This is a genomic window from Bacillus sp. FJAT-22090, assembly GCF_007676755.1.
Taxonomy (GTDB): domain Bacteria; phylum Bacillota; class Bacilli; order Bacillales_A; family Planococcaceae; genus Psychrobacillus.
The window spans coordinates 385293-407130 of record NZ_VEBK01000002.1 but is presented as its reverse complement, the minus strand read 5'-3'; the positions used below and the strand labels follow the sequence as shown (position 1 = coordinate 407130).

Here is a 21838-nt window from a genome sequence, read left to right as displayed (position 1 = left end):
TAATGGAAATTATTTTATTTGCAAGGAGGAAATAAAATGGGATTCAAAAAGTTAAAAAAAGAGTTTAAATTAGTAGGTATGAAAAACAGTGGTGCTTTTGCTGATTTTGGAAAGGAAGTACCTAGATCTGCTCGTCAATTTTTAAAACGAGTGGATGAAATAAAAAATCATACGGAAAAAGAAATTACCCTTTATGAACCGAAAAGAAAAGAGGCTCATATGGAAGGGAGGTATTATGTTGGTTTAATAGTTGATGGTATTTTAGATGTAGTCCCACCTGGGATGGAATATATCGAAGTTTCAGGAGATTACATAAATGTCAGAGGGTTGATAACTGATATAAACACACTTCATTTCTCGTTATTGAAATGGGGGGAAGAACAAGGTTATAAACGAAACTTAGATTCTTATATTGTCGAAACATATCATTCGATTGAAAATAGCGAGGAAGAAGTAGAAATATACTTACCAATCCATTCTTACTAATTAAAATCTTTAATAAATAAAATTTGGAGATAAATAATGTACTCAAATTACCTAGAAAAATGTGAGATTAAAGTTGCTACAAGTAGAGATACCTCTAGAATAATCAAAATGTTAAAACAAGTAGCAGGGTGGTTGCAAGATAATGATATAAAGCAGTGGGGATTTCTTTTAGAGGGTGGTGATGACGTAGAGATTGAACAAGCAATTTCAAATCGAGAAACATACATTGTCTTATCGGATGATGATATAATCGCGACATTTACACTTTTAAGTAAACAAAGTGATTGGGACAAGCATATTTGGGGCGATGATTCTACCTCGAGTTCTTTATACTTACATCGCCTTGCACTCGTTCCCTCTTTTATGAAAAAAGGGTTAGGAAACAGCATATTGATTTGGATACAAAACAATAATGGAAGCGTCAGCGATTATATCAAATTAGACTGCATTGCGGATAACAAAAAGCTAAATGATTTTTATAATAAAAATAATTTTGAGCTTATCGGTTTCAATGATGGTCATAATAAATATCAAAAAAGATTAAGGAGACCAGATCAGTGATATATGTAATCAGACATGGCCAAACGGATATAAACAAAGAAGGTAGAATGCAAGGAAAACAAGGTTTGGCATTAAATGATTACGGTATTAAGCAAGCAGAGGCTTTAAGGGAAAAACTGCAAGATATTAAATTTGATCTTGTATTTTCCTCTCCTCAGGAAAGAGCGATGCAAACAGCAAAAATTGCTACAGGTTTAGAAGTAATCAGTGATAAAAGACTGGATGTTTATGATGTAGGAGAAGCAGACGGATTAAATAAAGCTCAGGTAAAGATGTTAGGACCAATACCAGATCCTACTGTTTATAAAGGAGTTGAGAATGTCGATAGTTATATAAAAAGAATTTTTGGCTTTATGTATGAACTCCAAAATGAATATGGTCAGAAAGAAGCGAACATTTTTATATCTGGACATCGATGTACAACTGGTTGTATTGGTGCTTACTTTGAAGGAATGCCTATAGACGGGAATATTTTAACATTGTCGTCTAACAATGGGGAATGTAGAGTATATCACTTCCACGGCTACAAATATTAGATAGGCGTCATTATCAATTGGTAATACATAAAAGAGGGTGACTGAAGAAATGTATGGTGTAATTGCCTTATTTGACGAAAAAATGGAACAAACAATCATAAACCTTTGGAAAGACTTAAAAGAAAAGTCGATTTCTAACTATGCATTTGAAGTTCAAAACCGAAGACCCCACATCACTTTGGCGAGTTACAACAAAATAAATAAAACCGATTTCATTCAATTATTGGATGAACTTTATGATGACAAAAAAGCTATTGATATTAAATTGAATGCAATTGGCTCATTTGTGAATTCTGGAACTTTGTTTTTCTCACCAACAGTTACAAAAGAATTAGTTGAGTTACATGCAAACCATCATAGTGTTTTTGAGCAATTTAATGATGTTCCTAATTCCTTGTATTTACCAAATAGTTGGATGCCACATTGTACGATAGCAAATAGATTGACTCCTAAAAAATTAGTAGAGGCATTCGATTATTGTTCGAAAATAAAGGATGCTAATTATGGAAAAATAAAAGAAATTGCTATTATTGAAACCTTTAATCCGGGTGAAGCACCAATCATTTATTCTAAAAAATTGAGTGCGGAGTAATACTATTTATGTTAAGGAGCTAAAAGCCGATGAATTATAGCATTGTAGAAAAATTAAACGAAAATCAATTAATTGAATTACAAGGATTATTTAAAAATGAATGGTGGACGGAGCATCGGGAACTCTCCGAAATAAAAAAAATGATAGACAACAGCAGCGTTGTAATCGGGTTAATTAATAATAAAACGGAAGAATTGATAGGGTTTGCAAGAGTGATTACCGACACAGTATATAGAGCATTCATTTTCGATGTGATGACGAAAGAGACTAACAGAAATACTGGAATCGGTACAATATTGATGAATTATATTTTAGAGCATCCACTAGTTCGTGACGTTGATAGACTGGAACTTTATTGCCCCGATAGATTAGTTGGATACTATGAAAAGTTTGGTTTTTCAAAAGATGTGAACGGCAGTAATTTAATGAGGTTAAAAAAATAAAAAAATATTCCTGAAACACAAGAAAAAATTCATCAAGCATATGCAATCCACCATATAAAAAATGCTGGCCTATTACCTAGGTGCAGCGTTTTTTTTATCCAATCGCTATCATGCCTATGTCTACTATCTCTTTCTAAGCTGGGCTTCCTTATTTTAAGAGGAGATTAACTACGTTTTAAATTTTCTGAATTATGTGTTGACTTATTCGTTCTTAACTATTAATCTAAAAACATATTACTTATTTTATAATATCCGTTTAAAAAACGTTATATAATGTATCATATGACAAGAATAGGAGGACTGAGTTCGTAGTTCGTATATTCCATCAATGGAAACAATTATAGTGAAAAAAATGTAATGCGCTTATAAGGGGACTAGAGGAGGAATTGATTTGTCTTTTAACGACAAAATTTTTGATGTGACCATTATCGGAGGAGGACCGGTCGGTATGTTTGCAGCGTTCTATGCCGGTCTGCGTAATATGTCTTGTAAAATTATCGAAAGCCTTCCTCAATTAGGAGGACAATTAGCTGCGTTGTATCCAGAAAAGTATATTTATGATGTTGCCGGATTTCCTAAAATAACTGCACAGCAACTCGTCGATAATTTACAGAAACAAATGGCACAGTTCGACCAAACGATCTGTTTGAATGAAGCTGTGGAAGAGATAGAAAGGCAGCAAGACAGTTCGTTTAAATTAAAAACCAATAAAGGAAATCATTTTACTAAGGCAATAATAATTACTGCGGGAAATGGAGCGTTCCGGCCGAAGAAACTCGATCTTGAAAACTCTTGGAAATTCGAGGAACATAACCTGCATTATTTTATTCAAGATATACAACAATTCGCTGGGAAAAAAGTACAGCTTTTCGGTGGAGGAGATTCTGCAGTAGACTGGGCGCTTATGCTAGAAACTGTTGCTGAAAAAGTAACATTAGTGCATCGACGCAATAACTTTCGAGCGCATGAACATACCGTAGAAAAGTTGAGGAGTTCTACTGTTGATGTTTTGACGCCATTCGTTCCCTTTGAACTCATCGGAGAAGAAAGAATTACTCATGTTGTTCTAAAAGAAGTGAAAAGTTCAGAAACAAAGGTGATCGATGTTGACCATGTGATTGTCAATTATGGATTCGTATCCTCTTTAGGTCCCATTAAAAATTGGGGGTTAAATTTAGAAAAAAATAGTATCATTGTAAATTCAAAGATGGAAACTAATATTCCAGGTATTTACGCCGCGGGTGATGTTTGTACTTATGATGGCAAAGTTAAGTTGATTGCTAGTGGATTTGGCGAAGCACCGACAGCTATAAGTAATGCAAAAGTGTATATCGATCCAACAGCCAAAGTTCAGCCGCTTCATAGCACAAGTGTAATGGATAAAACTGAACAAAGAACTAAAGCAGCTCTATAGATAGAAAAACTAATGTTACTTGGTTGAGTAATGTCGTTATTAAAATGTTATACACATCAACAACCATGCATAACTTAAATGAAGGGGGGATTAGAATTGACTAATTTATACAATACGGAAGAAGAAAAACTGGCTAATTTTCTGCAACGAATTGAAAAAGGCGACAAGATAGAAGCGGATGATTGGATGCCGGAAGAATATAGACTGACATTGATTAGATTAATTTCCATGCATGGTATAAGCGAAATAATGGGGGCACTGCCGGAGAAAGAATGGGTACCGCGGGCTCCTTCACTTAAGAGAAAGCTTGGTATTATGGCAAAAGTACAAGATGAAATGGGCCATGGTCAGCTACTTCTTCGTGTGACAGAAGATTTGCTTTTACCTTATGGAAAAAACCGTGGAGATATAATGCAAGATTTATTTAACGGGGATTTAAAATTCCATAATGTTTTTCATATGGAAACGAAAACTTGGGCGGATGCAGGAATCATAGGGTGGCTTGTTGATGGTGCGGCTATTATTACGCAAACAAATATGCTAGGTGCATCATATGGCCCATACGCAAGGGCACTACAGCGTATTTGCGCAGAAGAGGTGTTTCATGCACAGCATGGTGAATCCATTATTATGGCACTTTCTGAAGGGACCGAAGAACAAAAAGCTATGATTCAAGAATCTCTTGATCGTTGGTGGGAGGCGCTGCTTATGTTCTTTGGTCCAGCAAGCAAAGAAACAACTGGTTCCTCGAAACAAGACTTAACAATTAAATATAAAATTCGAACAAAAACCAACGAAGAATTCAGACAAATCTTTTTTGATAAGTATGTCCCACGCATTTTGTCACTTGGGCTGAAAATTCCAGATCCGACTCTCCGTTTCGATAAAGAAAGTAAGTTGTGGGAATATAAACAACCGGATTGGAATGAATTCAAGAAAATCATCAAAAATGGCGGCCCCCGATCACAAGCCCGTCTGAACTTACGCCGATCTTCGTATGAAAATAATGCATGGGTTCGGGAGGCACTGAGCGTGGCGGTCAACTAGAGAAAGGAGTTAGAAAAAATGGCCGAAGAGAAAACATTTTATCAAGAATATGAAGTTTTTAGCAAGCGTACACCGAGTTCTACATTCCAGCACCAATTCAGCCTTCTTGCTCCCAACGAAGATATGGCGATAATTTTGGCTCAGGAAAACTTTATGCGTCGAGAGCCGGTTGCCGATATTTGGATAATCAATCGAAAGAATATTAGAAAAATGGATGACGTAGAGAAATTGACGCTTGGTAGACTGGACAATAAAGATTATCGGACAACAAAAGGCTATGGTTATTTAAAGAAGAAATGGCGTCAATACGAGCAACAAGTTCTAGATGAAAAAGAGATCCTTTCATGGGGAGGAGAACGAAAATGATCGAAATTGATTCGAACTTTACCCCTGAGTATATGGAAGCGATTACAAGCTTACTTTTCCAGCTTGCCGATGATGATTTTTTATATGCATATAGAGGATCGGAATGGCTTGGCCTTGCTCCGCATATTGAAGAAGACGTTGCTTCCTCATCGATTAGTCAAGACAGCATGGGGCATGCGGCCATGTACTTTAAACTACTAGAAGACTTAGGAGTAGGAAATGCAGATAATCTTGCTCACTTGCGCCAGGCCGGTGACAGGAAAAACACTATCCTCACTGAGCGAGTGAACGGTAAAGGCTATTACATGGAAACACCTCAATACGATTGGGCATATCACGTTGTAAGAAGTTACTTTTACACATCGGCCAAAAAAACAAAAATTGAATCATTATGCAAAAGCTCGTACACTCCATTAGCAGAAACAGCTATAAAAGTAAAAATGGAGCTGTATTATCACAAGTTACACTGGGAGACATGGTTTAAGCAATTATTGAGCTCTACCGATGTAGCAAATCAGAAAATGAACGATGCAATTAAACTTGTAATGGCTGATTTTGGAGATGTATTCTCATTTGGAAACTCGAAACATATTATTGAAAAAAGCGGCTTAATAGATTGTGAAGAAACTTTAAAAGAAAGTTGGAAAGCGAGTATCAAACCGATCTTCGTTACTCTTCAAATGGAGTTGCCTAAGATTCCAGATAACCCTACGAAAAACGGACGTAACGGCGAACATACAAAAGATTTAGAGGAAGCATTACTAACTCTTTCCGAAGTTTATCGGTTAGATCCAGTGGCTGTTTGGTAATCTAAAAATGGAAAGTGGTGACATAGATGACTGCATCTGTAGAAGTCTCTGCCGAGCGTGTATTGGAAGTACTAAAAAAAGTAACGGATCCGGAAATCGATTCTATTAGTATCATAGATTTAGGTATGGTAGAGGAAGTTACTACAGAAGGAAATAATGTAAAAATTGTGTTGCTTCCCACTTTTTTAGGATGTCCAGCACTCGAAATCATCAAATCGAATACGATGAATGCCGTACAAGATGGTTTACCGGAAGTAGAAGATATTAAAGTAACATTCGTCTTACATCCACCGTGGACATCTGATCGTATAACGGAAGAAGGACATGTAAATCTTCGGAAATTCGGTATTGCACCTCCACCCCACCAGATAGAAGAAGATGGATCATGGCATGTGGATTGTGCATATTGTGGATCTACTTATGTATCGATGGAGAACATTTTCGGACCGACGGCGTGCAGAAGTATTTTATATTGTAAGAGCTGTAAAAATGTCTTTGAGGCAATGAAACCTGTTTCAACATTAATGTGAAGTGAGGAGAATATAAATGGCTAAATTAATCGCTTTATATAAACACCCTGAAAATAAAGAGGCTTTTGATGAGCATTATTTCAACGTACATGCCCCACTAACAGCTAAAATACCTGGACTAAGAGAAATGAAGGTGACAAAAGTAACAGGGTCTCCAATGGGAGGAAAAGGTAAGTATTATTTTACATGTGAAATGCATTATGATAGCTTAGATGCATTACAGCAGGGCTTGCGTTCTCCGGAAGGTAAAGCATCAGGGAAGGATTTAATGGGTTTTGCAGGTGATCTAGTCACATTAATGATCGGCGAGGAAGCGTAATGAACCGTTTCGAATTCATTGAAACTTCTATAACAGAAAACGTCGCCATTATTGAATTGAATCGTCCAAGAGAGTTAAACTCATTGAATCGAAAAATGGTTGGTGAAATAGTCATAGCTATGGAGACGTTTGATCGAGATGAAAACGTTCAAGTTATCGTGCTTACAGGAAAAGGTCGTGCTTTTTCGGCAGGAGCTGATATTGGCGAAATGATGGATGATAATCCGATTAGCCTGGAACTGCTAAATCAGTTTGCGGATTGGGATCGCCTTGCACTTATCAAAAAGCCTATTATTGGAGCAGTAAAAGGATTCGTTTTCGGCGGTGGTTTTGAGCTCGCCCTTTGCTGTGATTTATTAATTGCTGCAAGTGGTACAGAGTTTTCTTTTCCTGAAGTTGGACTAGGGGTTATGCCAGGAGCAGGAGGTACACAGCGGCTAACGAAACTTGTCGGTCGTACGAAAGCACTCGAATGGCTTTTGTTAGGAGAGCGTATTTCTGCAGAAGTGGCTATTAAATATGGCATCCTTAACAAAATTGTATCTACCGAGCTAATAATGGAAGAAACAATGAAATTTGCGAAGCGTATTGCTAAACAACCACCTCTATCTGTACGCCTTATTAAAGATTCGGTTAATAAAGCGGTAGATTATCCTTTATATGAAGGAATGCAATATGAGCGAAAAAACTTTTACTTGCTTTTTGCGACACAGGATCAAAAAGAAGGTATGAATGCATTTGTTGAAAAAAGGAATCCGAATTATCAAGGGAAGTAAGGAGGTTGTAGCATGTTTGAAACGATTAGATATGAGATTAGAGAGGGAGTTGCATGGCTTTATTTAAATAGACCTGATAAATTGAACGCGTTTGTCGCTCAAATGAATCGAGAAGTGAAAGAAGCCATTAAAACCGCAACTTTTGATGAACAAGTACGATGTATCGTTATTACTGGAGAAGGTCGTGCTTTTTGTTCCGGACAAGATTTAGCAGAAGTGGACAATCAAATGGATCATGGGCAAATATTAAGAGATTATTACGGTCCGATGATTAAACAAATTAGGCAATGTGAAAAGCCAATCGTTGCGGCAGTAAATGGAGTAGCTGCTGGAGCAGGCTTCAGTCTCGCACTTGCTTGTGACTTTCGACTTGTTTCAGACCGCTCTAGCTTTATAAATGCATTCATACATGTTGGACTGATTCCAGATTCGGGAAATCTTTATTATTTAACCCAACTAGTTGGCCAAGCTAAAGCAACAGAACTAGCTATTTTAGGAGAGAAAGTTTCAGCGGATGATGCTGTGGCTTTAGGTCTTGCAAATCGTCTTATACCATTCGAAAGATGGGAAGAAGAAATATCATTATTTGCAGCAAGTATTGCTACTAAGCCAACAAAGGCAATAGGACTGATCAAACGATCGTTGAAAGCGGTTACAGAACTTTCGTTTGAAGACTATCTAGAACAAGAAGCACAGGGACAGCGGATTGCTGGTCTTACAAAGGATCACCTAGAAGGTGTGCATGCATTTATGGAAAAAAGAAAACCTGTTTTTTCAGGGAAATAGGGAGAGCTGATCACATGGCAACAATTGGAGAAAATAAAGTCGAGCAAGAAGCGATGAAACGAGACTTTTATCATTTAATTATTAACGGTGAAAAAGTAAAGAGTAGTACAGGAGAAACGATTAAAACATACAATCCTGCAACGGGTGAGCTTGTTGCGGAAGTGGCAAAAGCTTCAAAGGAGGATGCGGCAAAAGCTATTACAGCCGCTCGTAACGCTTTTGATAATGGTAAATGGAAGATGTATCCTATTGGTCGACGAGCACAAGTACTGAACAAAATTGCCGCTATAATGCGAGCACGATTCAACGAACTTGTTGAACTGGAAATACTAGATACTGGTAAATCACTTCATGCAGCACAAGGTCAAGTGTCACAAGCAATCGAAGATTTTGAGTTTTATGCTGGTGCCATTGTGGGTCATCGTGGAACCGTAAACAATGTCCCTGGGCAATTTCACAACTATACAGAAAAGGAGCCTGTGGGAGTATGTGCACAAATCATTCCATGGAATTATCCATTGATGATGGCTGCCTGGAAAGTAGCACCTGCCATTGCAGTTGGCTGTTCGATAGTAGTAAAACCGGCATCCCTTACTCCACTCACTGCTATAATTCTGGGAGAAATTTGCCTTGAAGCAGGTGTTCCAGCAGGCGTTGTAAACATTTTGCCAGGTTCTGGATCTGAAATCGGAAATTATTTAGTAGAGCATCCGCAAGTGGATAAAGTAGCGTTCACCGGCTCAACCCCTATAGGTAAAGACATAATGGGGAAAGCGTCTCAAACATTAAAGCGTGTCACACTCGAGCTTGGGGGGAAATCTCCAAACCTTGTATTTGACGATGCAGATATTGATGCAGCAGTGGATGGTTCTTTGTTTGGTATTTTCTATAACTCAGGTCAATCTTGCGAAGCACGTTCACGCCTATATGTCCATGAAGCTATATACGATGAATTCATGAACAAATTTGTAGAAAAAACAAAAAAACTACAGCTTGGAAATCCTTTTGATAAAGCAACACATGTCGGAGCAATTATCGACCAAGGCCAACTTGATACAATCAATGGTTACGTTCAAACCGCACGTGAAGATGGTGCAGAAATTCTTGTAGGTGGCAATGTTGCGAAACCAGAAGGCTACGAAAATGGATACTGGTATGAGCCAACAATCATTACAAACGTTCAACAAGATATGACCGTAGTAAAAGAAGAGATCTTTGGTCCGGTTGTTGTTGTGATGAAATTTAAAGATGAAAAAGAAGCTATCCAACTGGCAAATGATACGCAATTTGGTTTAGGTTCTGCCATTTGGTCAAAAGATGGTGCGCGTGCTACGCGTGTGGCAAATCAAATCCAAGCGGGAATAGTTATGGTAAATTGCCCGTTTTCTGCTTTTCCTGGAACCCCATTCGGTGGCTATAAGCAATCCGGATTCGGGCGTGAGTTGTGCATCGAAACACTGGATCTCTATACAGAAACGAAAAGCATTTTATCTTATTATGGCAGTCGTCCTCTAAATCCGTTCGGACTGTAACATAAAGTAGAATTACGGACAGTGAATCTATTATAACCCTGTCCTTCTTCTTTCATATAAAAGGAGGTTTGAAATGATGATCCATCACATTGTTGTTATAGGTTCAGGTGTCATGGGAAGAGAAATTGCATATGTAGGAGCGATTGGCGGGTACACGGTAACAGTCGTTGACAATAATAGTTCTGCTTTACAACATGCAAAGCAGGAAATGAATACAATTTTAGAAAAAGGACTTGTGCGCGGTAAAATTTCAACTGAACAGGCTAAACAAACACGAAAAAATATAATTTATGAAAGTGATATAGCAAAAGCGATTGGAAATGCAGACTTAATTATTGAAGCGGTGCCAGAAAAGGTAGAGATTAAAAAGCTGGTGTTTGAAACAATGGAGGAACATGCCCCTACGCATTGTTATTTTGCTACAAATACATCCACAATGAGTCCGACGGAAATTGCCTCTTTTGGTAAACGTCCAGAGAAAACAATTGCGATGCACTTTTTTAATCCTGTACATAAGATGCCTCTTGTCGAAATTATTCGCGGACTGGAAACGAGCGAAGAGACAATAGACGCGATTAAAGAAGTAGCTATAAGAATGGGTAAAGAAACGGTCGTTATCAATGAGTTCCCTGGGTTTGTAACGAGCCGGATCAGTGCGCTCGTAGGCAATGAAGCCTTTTATATGCTTCAAGAAGGCCTAGGGACACCAGAAGAAATTGATAAAGCGATTAAGCTAGGTTTGAATTATCCGATGGGACCATTCGAACTAGTGGATCTCGTTGGGCTAGATACTCGGTTGAATAACTTGAAATATTTACATGAAAAGCTTGGGGAGAAATATCGTCCAGCTCCATTGTTAGAACAATATGTCAAAGCGGGGCGTCTAGGACGAAAAAGCGGTAAAGGGGTATACGACTATACAATAGAGGAAGAGTTGATGAAAAAGTGAGAGAAATTGTTATTGTGGATGCGGTCCGTACACCTATAGGAAAATATAATGGAGCATTAAAAGATGTACGCCCTGACGATTTGGGAGCTGTCGTTATAAAGGCACTTATTGAACGGAACCCAGAGCTCCCTCCACAGCAAATCGAGGAAGTCGTTTTCGGAAATGCTAACCAAGCTGGTGAAGATAACCGCAACGTTGCCCGTATGTCTGGCCTATTGGCAGGGCTTCCTGTAGAAGTGGCTGGCACTACTATTAACCGTCTTTGCGGGTCGGGTATGGACGCGATCATGTACGCTGCAAGAGCAATTGCAGTTGGAGAAGGGGATATTTTCATTGCAGGCGGTACGGAAAGTATGACTCGCGCCCCACTTGTCATGGCAAAACCTAATAGGGAATTTCCACGGGGCAATATGGAACTACGAGATACTACAATTGGCTGGCGTTTTACAAACAATAAATTGAAAGAAATGTACGGTGCACATACGATGCCGGAAACAGCGGAAAATGTGGCCCAGCAATATTATATATCAAGGGAAGATCAAGATATATTTGCATTTGAAAGCCAACAACGGGCAAAAAAAGCGATGGAAGCAAACCGTTTCGCTGAAGAAATTGTTCCGGTTATTTATAAAGATCAAAAAGGGAATAATATTATCGTCGATCAAGATGAACATCCCCGGACAGAAACAACGCTAGAGAAACTTAGCAAACTAAAACCATTATTTGATGGAGGCACAGTTACAGCAGGCAACGCTTCGGGCGTCAATGACGGTGCAGCTGCCCTTCTTTTGATGAGTGCTAATAAAGCAAAAGAATTGAATTTGAAGCCAATAGCAAAATATATAACAGGTGCAACGGCTGGACTTGACCCTTCGGTGATGGGACTCGGTCCTATTTTCGCTTCAAGAAAAGTGCTAAAACGTGCGAAATTAACTATAAATGATATTGGTCTAGTTGAATTGAATGAAGCATTTGCTTCTCAATCTTTGGAATGCATGAGACAGTTAGATTTAAATAGTGAAAAAGTGAATGTCAATGGTGGAGCAATTGCATTTGGACATCCTCTAGGTGCGAGTGGTGCTCGAATTGTGACGACACTTTTATATGAAATGAAGAAAAGAGACGTTCAATATGGATTAGCGACTATGTGTATTGGAGTAGGGCAAGGAATTGCAACAATTTTTGAGAATGTATTGGAATAGAAGGAAACATAAACAAACAAATAAAAAAATTGCTCTCCGTTTTCTTATTACAAAATAATGAAAGAAGGGTAAAATCGTGATATATTGGTAAATAGGTAAAAAGAAAAGAGTGAACCTTTATGTCGAATACACAATCAATGATATTTACCATATACGGTGATTATATACGTCATTATGGAAACAAAATATGGATTGGGAGCTTGATCCGGTTATTGAAAGAATTTGGCCATAACGAACAATCAGTGCGAGTTGCTGTTTCCAGAATGATGAAACAAGGTTGGATCGATTCAGAAAAGAAAGGAAATAAAAGCTATTACTTCCTGACAAGTCGGGGAGAAGCACGAATGGAAGAAGCGGCAATTCGGATTTTTAAAATGATGCCGAATGAATGGGATGGTAAATGGCGGATGCTTATGTATACAATTCCAGAGGAAAAACGGCAAATTCGTGATGAACTTCGTAAAGAGCTTTTGTGGAGCGGATTCGGCAGTTTTTCAAATGGATGTTGGATCTCCCCAAATAATCTCGAAAAAGAAGTAGAATATCTCATTGAAAAATACGATATTCAAAATTATGTAGATTTCTTTGTCTCGGAATATAAAGGACCACAAGCAAACAGAACACTTGTCGAAAAAAGTTGGCATCTTCAAGAGCTTGAGGGAAAATATCAAGCTTTTATCTCGACATACAGCAAACAGTATATAGTTCATCAAAGCATGATGAATAGTGGTCAGATGACTGATGCAGAGTGTTTTGTGGAGCGGACGAAGCTTGTGCATGAATATCGGAAATTTCTTTTTACTGATCCAGGCTTACCAAAAGAATTGTTACCCGAAATATGGAGTGGGAACCATGCCGCTCTGTTATTTGAGCAATATTATAAATTGCTCGCACCACCCGCAAGCCATTTTTTTGAAGAAGTTTTTCAAGAAGAGAATGATATGCGTCAAAAAGATAGAGAATATGACGCGGGGGATCACCCTTTATTTAATGATTGATGCTTTTTGTGCAATATAGAATGATTGTATAAGTGGGCAGACAGAAAGTTAATTTCTGCTGCCCACTTATCATTTATGAAGTAGGAAATCTACTTACCATCTAAAATTTCACGATAATCATATCCTTTTTGAACATATGTGTCGATGGAAAGTTGGATAATCTCAAAATCTTTTTCGTTCAATTCCCTCACTACCTTTCCAGGTGAACCGACGACTAGTGAACGAGACGGAATCTTCTTACCGGGTGGAACTAACGTGTTTGCTCCAATAATACACTCTTCTCCAATCTCTACGTGATCCAATATGGTAGAGCCCATTCCAATAATAGAGCGTTTCCCAACTTTACAGCCATGAAGAATTACATTATGTCCAACGGTCACCTCATCATCTATTTCAACTGGTGCATCTTCATATAAATGAATAGTCGAATTATCTTGAATGCTACACCTTTTTCCGATTTTGATAGAGCCTTCATCTCCTCTCAAAACTGAATTGAACCAAATAGTAGACTCATCTCCAACTTGCACATCGCCTATAATTTTGACACCTGGCGCAACAAAAACCGTCGGTGCAAGCTCAGGTTTTTTCCCTTTAAAATTGATAATCATCCATATAACCCCCATTTTTTAAAATTATCTAAAGAAGTCTTCCAGTTCCCCATCTTTATGTTACGGTTCGTTGATTAGGAATAATGCGATGATGCTAGTGACCGCTATGATTTTCTCTGCCCATGGACGCTCACTCTCCCTATACTAGGGCTTCGCATATCATTTTAAATATACTCCCAGTTTGGAAAATTTAATAGTTAATAGCTGAATTTTCTTAATTGTTATTCTTTAGATTTTACTATAACATATTTTAAGAGGGGTGGATAAAAAATGATATGTATTTGTGAGAAACTGCAAATAGACTATCCGATTATTCAAGGGGGGATGGGAAATATAAGTAATGCACAACTTACCTCAGCTGTTTCAGAGGCAGGAGGTCTCGGTACAATAGGATGCGGAACTATGACACCTTCTGAAGTAGAGACAATAATACTGAAAACCAAACAGCTAACTAAAAAAAGAATTGCGATCAACATAGCAATTAACGTCTCACCTTATGTTAACGAATTGATTGATCTTGTTATCAAACATAACATTCCAATTGTGTCTTTATCAGCAGGCAATCCTGCACCCTATATTCCTAGGCTGCATGAGCATGGCATAATAGTTATCTCTTTAGTGGCGTCCGTAAAGCATGCAAAAAAAGCCGAAGAAGCAGGAGCTGACATACTAGTGGCTGAAGGGTTTGAAGCAGCCGGCATAAACTCAAATTTGGAATTGACGACATTCACGCTTATACCACAAATTGTTAAACACGTAAAAGTTCCAGTGATTGCAGCAGGAGGTATAGCAGATGGCAAAGGATTAGCAGCTGCGATTATGCTTGGTGCCAGTGGTGTCCAAATTGGTACTCGTTTAATTGCAACAAAGGAGGCACCTTTTCATAATACTTACAAACAAAACCTTGTGAAAGCAAGTGATACAGAAACTTTAGTTATTGGACGTAGCTTGGGGCGTGTTCGAAGAATTTTAAAAACACCTTATGGAGTTGAGCTTGATAAATTAGATAAAAAGGGGATAACTCTTGAATTTTACAACGAAATAACTTCTGAAGAACGTCATATTAAAGGGGCAATTGAAGGTGATATGGAAAATGGGTTTTTAAATAGTGGGCAAATTGCGGGTCTTATTGAAGATATTCCAACAGTTAAAGAGTTGATAAATGAAATGATGGAGGAAGCAGAAAATAAGATGGCTAAATCTCTAGAAAGGATAAATAAAATACGAGCAAATAATAAGCATTAAAAAATAGTGAGAGTTCATCTCATTATTTTTTTTTCGATAAAGTCACAGAAAGATGTGATGATTATACACAATGCTTTCTTTTTTATAAATAAAGTTCAGTAAATTCAAAATAAATAGTTTTATATCAAAAATAGTATTGACTATAGTATTACAGATTGTTACGATTACGTTGTAATAGTGTTATGTAAATAAGAATATAGTTATTAATGTAAGCGGTTACACTTATTTGAGTAGGTAAACTAAGAAAACTTCATTCAGATTTACGGGCAATCAAGCATATAGTGAATAGAGGTGTTTTGGTGAAACACGGAATGGAAGTTGGAAGAGAAGAGACGATAGAAATTAAAGTAACGAAAGATATGTTTGCTTCTTTTGAAGGAAGGATCGTACATCCCGTTTATTCAACGGTAGCGATGACCTACCATATGGAATGGGTTTCTCGAAAAATAATTCTACCGTTTCTAGAAGACCATGAAGAAGGAATGGGCGCTTCGGTAAAGCTCAATCATATAGCGCCATCCCCACTTGGTTCCACAGTTACATTGAAAGCAACATTAGTAGAACTACATAAGAATGTTGTGGTGACAACAATCACTGCGTCTAATCAAAAGGGGATTATTGGGGAAGGAGAAGTAAGGCAAGTAATATTATCAAAAGAAATGATCAATGAAAAACTTAGAAGTGCTTCATCATTTTAAGAGGAAATAGATTCTAAAAGGGGGCATAACAGGTGATAATGGCTGAAAATCTATCAATGATTAAAGAATATGATCTTTTCGACAAAATGGCAAAACATGAACAAGTGGTATTTTGCAATGATCCTGCAACTGGATTACGTGCAATTATTGCGATTCATAACACTACTCTTGGACCAGCGCTCGGAGGATGTAGAATGCAACCTTATAGTAGCATGGAGGAAGCTCTGGAAGATGCTCTTCGCCTTTCAAAAGGAATGACCTACAAATGCGCAGCTGCCGATGTTGACTTTGGAGGCGGAAAAGCTGTCATTATCGGTGATCCTACAAAAGATAAGTCCCCTGAATTATTCCGTGCTTTCGGTCAATTTGTCAATTCACTAGGAGGCCGTTTTTATACAGGAACGGATATGGGAACGACGATGGAGGATTTTGTTCATGCTACGAAAGAAACTAACTTTATCAATGGTCTTCCAGAAGAATATGGGGGTGGTGGTGATTCATCCATACCAACGGCTGCAGGAGTTTTATACGGCATCAAAGCTACCAATCAGACGCTTTATGGTAATGACGAATTAGGTAAACCAGTCTATGCGATTCAAGGACTGGGGAAAGTTGGATTTAAAGTTGCATGTGGGCTGCTTGAAGCTGGTGCCAAAATTTATGTAACAGATATTAATGAAGAAAGTCTTCGGAAGATTGAAGATGTAGCATCAAAAACAACCGGAGAAGTTCAAATCGTTTTAAAAGATGAAATTTACTCTCAAGAAGCTGATATCTTCGTACCTTGTGCATTTGGTGGAATTATTAATGACAGTACAATTCCTCTGTTTAAAGTAAAAGCAATTGTAGGTTCAGCTAACAACCAATTACTAGAAGACAGACATGGTAGAATGCTACGAGATAAAGGGATTTTATATGCTCCCGATTATATTGTGAATTCTGGTGGACTGATTCAAGTTGCGGATGAATTGTACGGTATTAATCATGCACGAGTCCTTGCCAAAACAAAACATATATACGATTCGATTCTAGAAGTTTATAAAGAAGCTGCTAGTACAGATATGACTACCGAAGAATCAGCGAATGCTATGTGTGAAAAAAGAATAGAAAATCGTGGAAAAAGGAATAGTTTTTTCTCTGCACCAACGAAACCAAAGTGGACATTTAACAAACTAACTTGATTGGAGGGAGCCGAGTGGAACATAACTATCCAATAAAAAGAATAATAGATGACCAAGGCTTTCTTATTGATACCAGTTTTAAGGAACAGATAGATAGTCAACTTGTTCAAGATCTCTATTATCATATGTCCAGAATTCGTGCTTTTGATAGAAAAGCGATTAACTTGCAACGTCAAGGACGTTTAGGAACATATGCACCTTTTGAGGGGCAAGAAGCAGCACAGGTAGGTAGTTCACTAACTTTAAATACTAGTGACTGGGTTTTCCCGACTTATCGTGATCATGGGGCGACAATAACATTTGGTAAGAGTATGGTTCGAACATTTCTTTATTGGAATGGGCGTGTAGAAGGCTGTGTGGCTCCACCAGATCGAAATATGTTCCCACCTGCTGTACCAATTGCAACTCAACTTCCACATGCTGCTGGTGCTGCCTGGGCTGAAAAGAAAAAGGGAACTCGAAATGTATCCATTGCTTACTTCGGAGATGGTGCTACATCAGAAGGAGATTTCCATGAAGGATTGAATTTTGCGAGTGTACTAAAATTGCCTGTCGTCTTCTTTAATCAAAATAATGGCTATGCAATTTCTGTTCCAATTGAAAAACAAATGAATTCCAAAACGATAGCCCAAAAATCGGTTGCCTATGGAATTGAGGGAATTCGAATCGATGGAAATGATTGTTTTGCCGTTTATTTTGAAACGAAAAAGGCCGTTGAACATGCCCGAAATGGTAGTGGTCCGACTTTAATAGAAGCTGTTACGTGGCGAAAAGGTGCCCATACGACCGCGGATGATCCTTCAAAATACCGTCCAAAAGAACAAGGAGAAAATATTGTAGACCCAATCATGCGACTAGAATTGTTTATGAAAAATTACGGCTACTGGGATGAGGAGTGGATCCAATCTACTCATAAAAAAACGAACAACGAGGTGGAGAAGGCGGTTGAAGAAATGGAAAAGTTTCCACCGCCTAATGTAGAAGATGTTTTCAATCACATATATGCTGAAATGCCAGCTCAACTTGTTGAACAAAAAGAAGCATATCTCGCACATTTAGGGAGGCAGTGATGAATGACACAATTAAAAAGTACAGAGCACAAAGAGGAAACCACCAAACAATTAACATTGATACAAGCGATTAATGATGGTATGCGCGTAATGCTACAGGAAGATGAAAGAACCATCATACTTGGGGAAGACGTTGGTAAAAACGGCGGTGTGTTTCGTGCAACAGAAGGCTTGCAGGAGATGTTTGGAGAAGACCGAATAGTTGATACTCCCCTTTCCGAAGCGGGAATAATCGGTACAGCAATCGGTCTTGCAGTAAATGGTTTTAGGCCAATTGCTGAAATCCAGTTTCTTGGTTTCATTTATCCAGCATACGAACAAATAATGACACATGTTTCGCGTCTTCGCATGCGTTCGATGTCTCGGTTTACAGTACCTATGGTTATTCGGGCACCCTATGGAGCAGGGATTCGAGCTCCTGAAATACATTCAGATAGTACAGAAATCTTATTTACCCACATGCCTGGCATTAAAGTAGTCTGTCCATCCAACCCTTTTGATGCAAAAGGATTACTAATAGCAGCGATGGAAGATCCGGATCCTGTGTTAATTTTGGAGCCAATGAAAAACTATCGTGCAAACAGGGAGAAAGTTCCTAGTGGTAAGTATTCCGTCGAAATCGGAAAAGGAAAAATAGTACGGAAAGGTTCGGATGTCACGCTTATCGCTTGGGGGGCAATGGTTTCAATCGCGGAGAAAGCAGCAGAACAGGCTCATAACAAAGGGATTAGTTGTGAAATTATTGATTTACGTACATTGTATCCAATTGATCGTGACATAATTGCGGAGTCTGTGCAAAAGACAACAAGAGCAGTCATTATTCATGAAGCCCATCATACCGGGGGGCTTGGCAATGATATCGTATCAATCATAAACGATACCGCTTTTCTTTATCTGCGTGCTCCAATTGAACGTATTACAGGTTTTGACGTACCAGTTCCATTTTTTGCATTAGAAGAACATTATCTACCGACATCGGCACGGGTCGTTGAAGGAATAGAAAAAGTGGTTCATTTTTAAGGAGGAAATGGAATGATCGAAGTAAAATTACACGATGTCGGAGAAGGAATGACCGAAGGGGAAGTGATTAACTATTTGGTGAAAGTCGGTGATTCAGTTAGACTGGATCAGCCTCTTGTCGAGGTTCAAACTGACAAAATGGTTGCAGAACTAACATCACCCTGCTCGGGCATCGTGAAGGAAATCCCTATTGAAGAAGGAAAAGTTGTACAGGTCGGGACTAGTTTACTTTATATTGAAACGGATAAGACAGATCAGTCGGAAAATACATCAAAAGTAGAAAAGGATAAAAAGGACGCTCCAGTTCCTTCGAATGAGCTCCTTCCTACTTTTAATCGAGTGCTTGCTACTCCATATACACGCAAATTAGCGCGTGATAATAATATAAATCTGGAGCAGGTACATGCTACTGATCCCTCAGGAAGGGTAACTGAGGAAGATGTATTACGTTTAATAAAAGATTCAAAGACAATAAAGAAGCAAGAAACAGAGGTTAAGCAACTTACTGTCAGTCAGGGTATTTCTGATGAAATTCCTTTTAAAGGGATACGGAAAAAGATTGCAGAAAAAATGACAAAGTCTCTTTTTACCATTCCCCATGTCACTCATTTTGATGAAGTTAATATGACAAACCTGTTTGAACTGAGAAAAAAAATGAAAGCAGAAGGGGAAACAGTGGGGATTCCGGCTTTTCTAATGAAAGCACTTGCCATTTCACTGAAGGATTTTCCGATATTCAATGCGGAATTAGATGAAGAAAATAATCGAATATTGCTTAAGAAAAACTATCACTTCGGTATTGCAACAAACACGGAAAGCGGGCTTATCGTACCCGTTATCCATGATGTTGATAAGAAATCTATCAAAGAGATAAATAAAGAGGTAAAAGGGTTAACAGAAAGAGCAATTGCAGGTAAATTACAGCCATTTGAAATGCGAAATAGTACATTTACAGTGAGCAATGTTGGACCTTTGGGCAGCATTGGAGCAACACCAATTATTAACTATCCAGAGACGGCTCTTATCGCTTTCCATAAAACGAAAAAACAACCGATAGTCAATGACCGCGATGAAATTGTCATCGGCCATATAATGACATTTTCGTTTGCCTTTGATCATCGTGTTGCTGATGGCGCAACTGCAGTTAAATTTACGAATCGATTTGCAAGTCTAATAGAATACCCTCATAAATTGATGATGGAGATGATATAAAATGGTTGTTGGCGAAATAAGTCAGGAGCGAAATCTCATTATCATTGGTGGAGGACCTGGAGGGTACAGTGCCGCTATACGAGCCATACAACTTGGGCTATCGGTTACGTTGATCGAACAGTCCGATATGGGAGGGGTCTGTTTAAATGAGGGATGCGTTCCTTCTAAAATTTATACGCATGCAGCAGCCAAGCGCTCAGAAACGGCCCACTTAAATGATATAGGAATTAGCACAATGGATAATTCATTTGATTTTCATAAGCTAAGTGCCTATAAAGCGAAAGTTATTAATCAGCTTAAGGCTGGGATTGAAAATCTATGTAATGAAAATAAGATTGAAATTATACGTGGAAAGGCAACATTTCTTGCCGTCAACAAAATTGGTGTTGAAAATGGACATCAATTCGATATTTTTGAATTTAAACAAGCAATCATAGCAACGGGTAGCAATCCACAATTGCCAGCAGAGATGAGAGAAAAAGGGAATCGAATTTTATTGCCACATGAACTTTTTCAATTGGAAGAGGTACCTGTGCACTTAATAGTAAGGGGGCAAGATTATATTGCCCTTGAAGCTGCCTCTAGTTTTGCCGCATTAGGGGCGAAGGTCAGTGTTGTGAAGGATTGCGATGTAAATTACCTTTTCGATGATTCTATCAATAAAGAATTAGATCGTTTGTTTAAAAAACGAAAAATGAAAGTGTATAAAGAAAAGAAATTTATTTCAACTAAAGAGACAGAAGATGGGATTTACTTAACATTCCTAACAGACAAAGATGAAGAGGAGACAATACAAGGATCTCATCTATTTGTTTCAGGAACAAGGAAACCTGATTTAGAAACGCTTGGTATAAGCCGTTTTGGAATCGAACAGACGAGTGATGGCTTTATCAAAATTGATGGTAATATGCAAACCTCGATTTCTTCAATCTTTGCAATTGGGGATGTAGCGGAAGGTCCGATGCTCGCAGTAAAAGCCATTAAACAAGGAAAAGCAGCTGCCGCTTTTATTGCAGGGCAACAAGTGGAAGTAGATTTTACGTTTATGCCTGTTGTTGCACATACTATTCCACCGGTCGTTTCAGTAGGTCTATCGGAACAAAAAGCAAGGGATTTTGGGATGGAAATTCGTACAAGTAAATTTGCTTTAGGTAGCAATGGTTATGCAACAATTACCGGTAAAAGGGATGGTTTTATAAAAATTATTTCTGATGCTAATACAGAAGTTATACAAGGTATTCATATGGTTGGGGACGGGGCGGCTGAAATGTCAGGCTCCTTTGTACAGCTACTCGAAATGGCCGCAAAAGAAGAGGATGTAAAATTTCCTAATTATATTCATCCAGGAATTAATGAAGGTTTACTAGAGGCTGTAGAGGGTTTAATCGGACAGGCGATTCATAGTGCGCCTAATTTAGAATCACATAAATACAAAATAAAACATCGTTAAAAAGGGGG

The 21838-nt window shown here is 38.2% G+C and carries 25 protein-coding genes; 24 read left to right on the top strand and 1 reads right to left on the bottom strand.

The genetic code is table 11. The features are described from left to right. Positions 1 to 36 precede the first annotated feature (36 nt). The 17 genes from FS486_RS04830 (at position 37) to paaX (ending at position 13346) form a co-directional block, all read left to right on the top strand. Positions 37 to 486, top strand: coding sequence for an effector binding domain-containing protein (locus FS486_RS04830; protein WP_144510172.1), 450 nt, complete (start codon positions 37 to 39; stop codon positions 484 to 486). A gap of 36 nt (positions 487 to 522) precedes the next feature. After that, positions 523 to 1047 carry a GNAT family N-acetyltransferase gene (locus FS486_RS04825; protein ID WP_144510171.1) on the top strand — a complete coding sequence of 175 codons (525 nt, stop codon included), beginning with the start codon at positions 523 to 525 and terminating at the stop codon, positions 1045 to 1047. After that, on the top strand, positions 1044 to 1583 hold the full coding sequence (locus tag FS486_RS04820; protein WP_144510170.1) for a histidine phosphatase family protein: 540 nt from the start codon (positions 1044 to 1046) through the stop codon (positions 1581 to 1583). The genes FS486_RS04825 and FS486_RS04820 overlap by 4 nt, the downstream gene beginning before the upstream one ends. Positions 1584 to 1620: 37 nt before the next feature. Continuing rightward, a complete protein-coding gene (locus tag FS486_RS04815; protein WP_260858015.1) occupies positions 1621 to 2175 on the top strand; it encodes a 2'-5' RNA ligase family protein in 555 nt (184 codons plus the stop codon). 29 nt (positions 2176 to 2204) lie between these two features. Then, the gene (locus FS486_RS04810; protein WP_144510169.1) at positions 2205 to 2618 is read left to right on the top strand and encodes a GNAT family N-acetyltransferase; all 414 of its coding nucleotides are present in this window, start codon (positions 2205 to 2207) and stop codon (positions 2616 to 2618) included. Positions 2619 to 3009: 391 nt separating this feature from the next. Then, positions 3010 to 4032: an NAD(P)/FAD-dependent oxidoreductase gene (locus tag FS486_RS04805; protein ID WP_144510168.1), complete on the top strand. Its 1023-nt coding sequence runs from the start codon at positions 3010 to 3012 to the stop codon at positions 4030 to 4032. A gap of 96 nt (positions 4033 to 4128) precedes the next feature. Beyond that, on the top strand, positions 4129 to 5079 hold the full coding sequence (gene paaA, locus FS486_RS04800) for a 1,2-phenylacetyl-CoA epoxidase subunit PaaA (protein WP_395940828.1): 951 nt from the start codon (positions 4129 to 4131) through the stop codon (positions 5077 to 5079). Between the two features lie 18 nt (positions 5080 to 5097). Then, a complete protein-coding gene (paaB, locus tag FS486_RS04795) occupies positions 5098 to 5445 on the top strand; it encodes a 1,2-phenylacetyl-CoA epoxidase subunit PaaB (protein ID WP_144510166.1) in 348 nt (115 codons plus the stop codon). Beyond that, the gene (paaC, locus tag FS486_RS04790) at positions 5442 to 6254 is read left to right on the top strand and encodes a 1,2-phenylacetyl-CoA epoxidase subunit PaaC (protein ID WP_395940827.1); all 813 of its coding nucleotides are present in this window, start codon (positions 5442 to 5444) and stop codon (positions 6252 to 6254) included. The genes paaB and paaC overlap by 4 nt, the downstream gene beginning before the upstream one ends. Positions 6255 to 6280: 26 nt before the next feature. Continuing rightward, positions 6281 to 6784: a 1,2-phenylacetyl-CoA epoxidase subunit PaaD gene (gene paaD, locus FS486_RS04785; RefSeq protein WP_144510164.1), complete on the top strand. Its 504-nt coding sequence runs from the start codon at positions 6281 to 6283 to the stop codon at positions 6782 to 6784. A 16-nt stretch (positions 6785 to 6800) separates the two neighbouring features. Next, on the top strand, positions 6801 to 7103 hold the full coding sequence (locus FS486_RS04780) for an EthD family reductase (protein ID WP_144510163.1): 303 nt from the start codon (positions 6801 to 6803) through the stop codon (positions 7101 to 7103). Beyond that, entirely contained in the window at positions 7103 to 7879 is a 777-nt protein-coding gene (locus FS486_RS04775) for an enoyl-CoA hydratase/isomerase family protein (RefSeq protein WP_144510162.1), read from the top strand. The genes FS486_RS04780 and FS486_RS04775 overlap by 1 nt, the downstream gene beginning before the upstream one ends. A 12-nt stretch (positions 7880 to 7891) precedes the next feature. Next, positions 7892 to 8665: an enoyl-CoA hydratase-related protein gene (locus FS486_RS04770; protein ID WP_144510161.1), complete on the top strand. Its 774-nt coding sequence runs from the start codon at positions 7892 to 7894 to the stop codon at positions 8663 to 8665. 14 nt (positions 8666 to 8679) lie between these two features. Continuing rightward, a complete protein-coding gene (locus FS486_RS04765; RefSeq protein WP_144510160.1) occupies positions 8680 to 10197 on the top strand; it encodes an aldehyde dehydrogenase family protein in 1518 nt (505 codons plus the stop codon). Positions 10198 to 10273: 76 nt separating this feature from the next. After that, entirely contained in the window at positions 10274 to 11146 is an 873-nt protein-coding gene (locus tag FS486_RS04760; protein WP_144510227.1) for a 3-hydroxyacyl-CoA dehydrogenase, read from the top strand. Then, on the top strand, positions 11143 to 12348 hold the full coding sequence (locus FS486_RS04755) for an acetyl-CoA C-acyltransferase (protein WP_144510159.1): 1206 nt from the start codon (positions 11143 to 11145) through the stop codon (positions 12346 to 12348). Before FS486_RS04760 ends, FS486_RS04755 begins: the two co-directional genes overlap by 4 nt. Before the next feature lie 119 nt (positions 12349 to 12467). Further along, positions 12468 to 13346 carry a phenylacetic acid degradation operon negative regulatory protein PaaX gene (paaX, locus tag FS486_RS04750; protein ID WP_144510158.1) on the top strand — a complete coding sequence of 293 codons (879 nt, stop codon included), beginning with the start codon at positions 12468 to 12470 and terminating at the stop codon, positions 13344 to 13346. Between the two features lie 89 nt (positions 13347 to 13435). On the opposite strand, the gene FS486_RS04745 is transcribed toward paaX, so the two are convergent. Further along, positions 13436 to 13954 (bottom strand): gamma carbonic anhydrase family protein, encoded by a 519-nt coding sequence (locus FS486_RS04745; protein WP_144510157.1) that lies wholly within the window; start codon positions 13952 to 13954, stop codon positions 13436 to 13438. A 270-nt stretch (positions 13955 to 14224) separates the two neighbouring features. Here FS486_RS04745 and FS486_RS04740 point away from each other — a divergent pair, with 270 nt between their 5' ends. From FS486_RS04740 to FS486_RS04710, 7 genes are all read left to right on the top strand, one after another. Then, positions 14225 to 15199 carry an NAD(P)H-dependent flavin oxidoreductase gene (locus tag FS486_RS04740; protein ID WP_144510156.1) on the top strand — a complete coding sequence of 325 codons (975 nt, stop codon included), beginning with the start codon at positions 14225 to 14227 and terminating at the stop codon, positions 15197 to 15199. 299 nt (positions 15200 to 15498) lie between these two features. After that, entirely contained in the window at positions 15499 to 15897 is a 399-nt protein-coding gene (locus FS486_RS04735) for a thioesterase family protein (protein ID WP_144510155.1), read from the top strand. 38 nt (positions 15898 to 15935) lie between these two features. Then, the gene (locus tag FS486_RS04730; protein ID WP_144510226.1) at positions 15936 to 17078 is read left to right on the top strand and encodes a Leu/Phe/Val dehydrogenase; all 1143 of its coding nucleotides are present in this window, start codon (positions 15936 to 15938) and stop codon (positions 17076 to 17078) included. A 14-nt stretch (positions 17079 to 17092) separates the two neighbouring features. After that, a complete protein-coding gene (gene pdhA, locus FS486_RS04725) occupies positions 17093 to 18148 on the top strand; it encodes a pyruvate dehydrogenase (acetyl-transferring) E1 component subunit alpha (protein ID WP_144510154.1) in 1056 nt (351 codons plus the stop codon). Between the two features lie 3 nt (positions 18149 to 18151). Continuing rightward, positions 18152 to 19168, top strand: a complete 1017-nt coding sequence (locus tag FS486_RS04720; protein WP_144510153.1) for an alpha-ketoacid dehydrogenase subunit beta — start codon at positions 18152 to 18154, stop codon at positions 19166 to 19168. A 12-nt stretch (positions 19169 to 19180) separates the two neighbouring features. After that, positions 19181 to 20380, top strand: coding sequence for a dihydrolipoamide acetyltransferase family protein (locus tag FS486_RS04715; protein WP_144510152.1), 1200 nt, complete (start codon positions 19181 to 19183; stop codon positions 20378 to 20380). A 1-nt stretch (position 20381) separates the two neighbouring features. Then, positions 20382 to 21830 (top strand): dihydrolipoyl dehydrogenase family protein, encoded by a 1449-nt coding sequence (locus tag FS486_RS04710; RefSeq protein ID WP_144510151.1) that lies wholly within the window; start codon positions 20382 to 20384, stop codon positions 21828 to 21830. Positions 21831 to 21838: the final 8 nt, after the last annotated feature.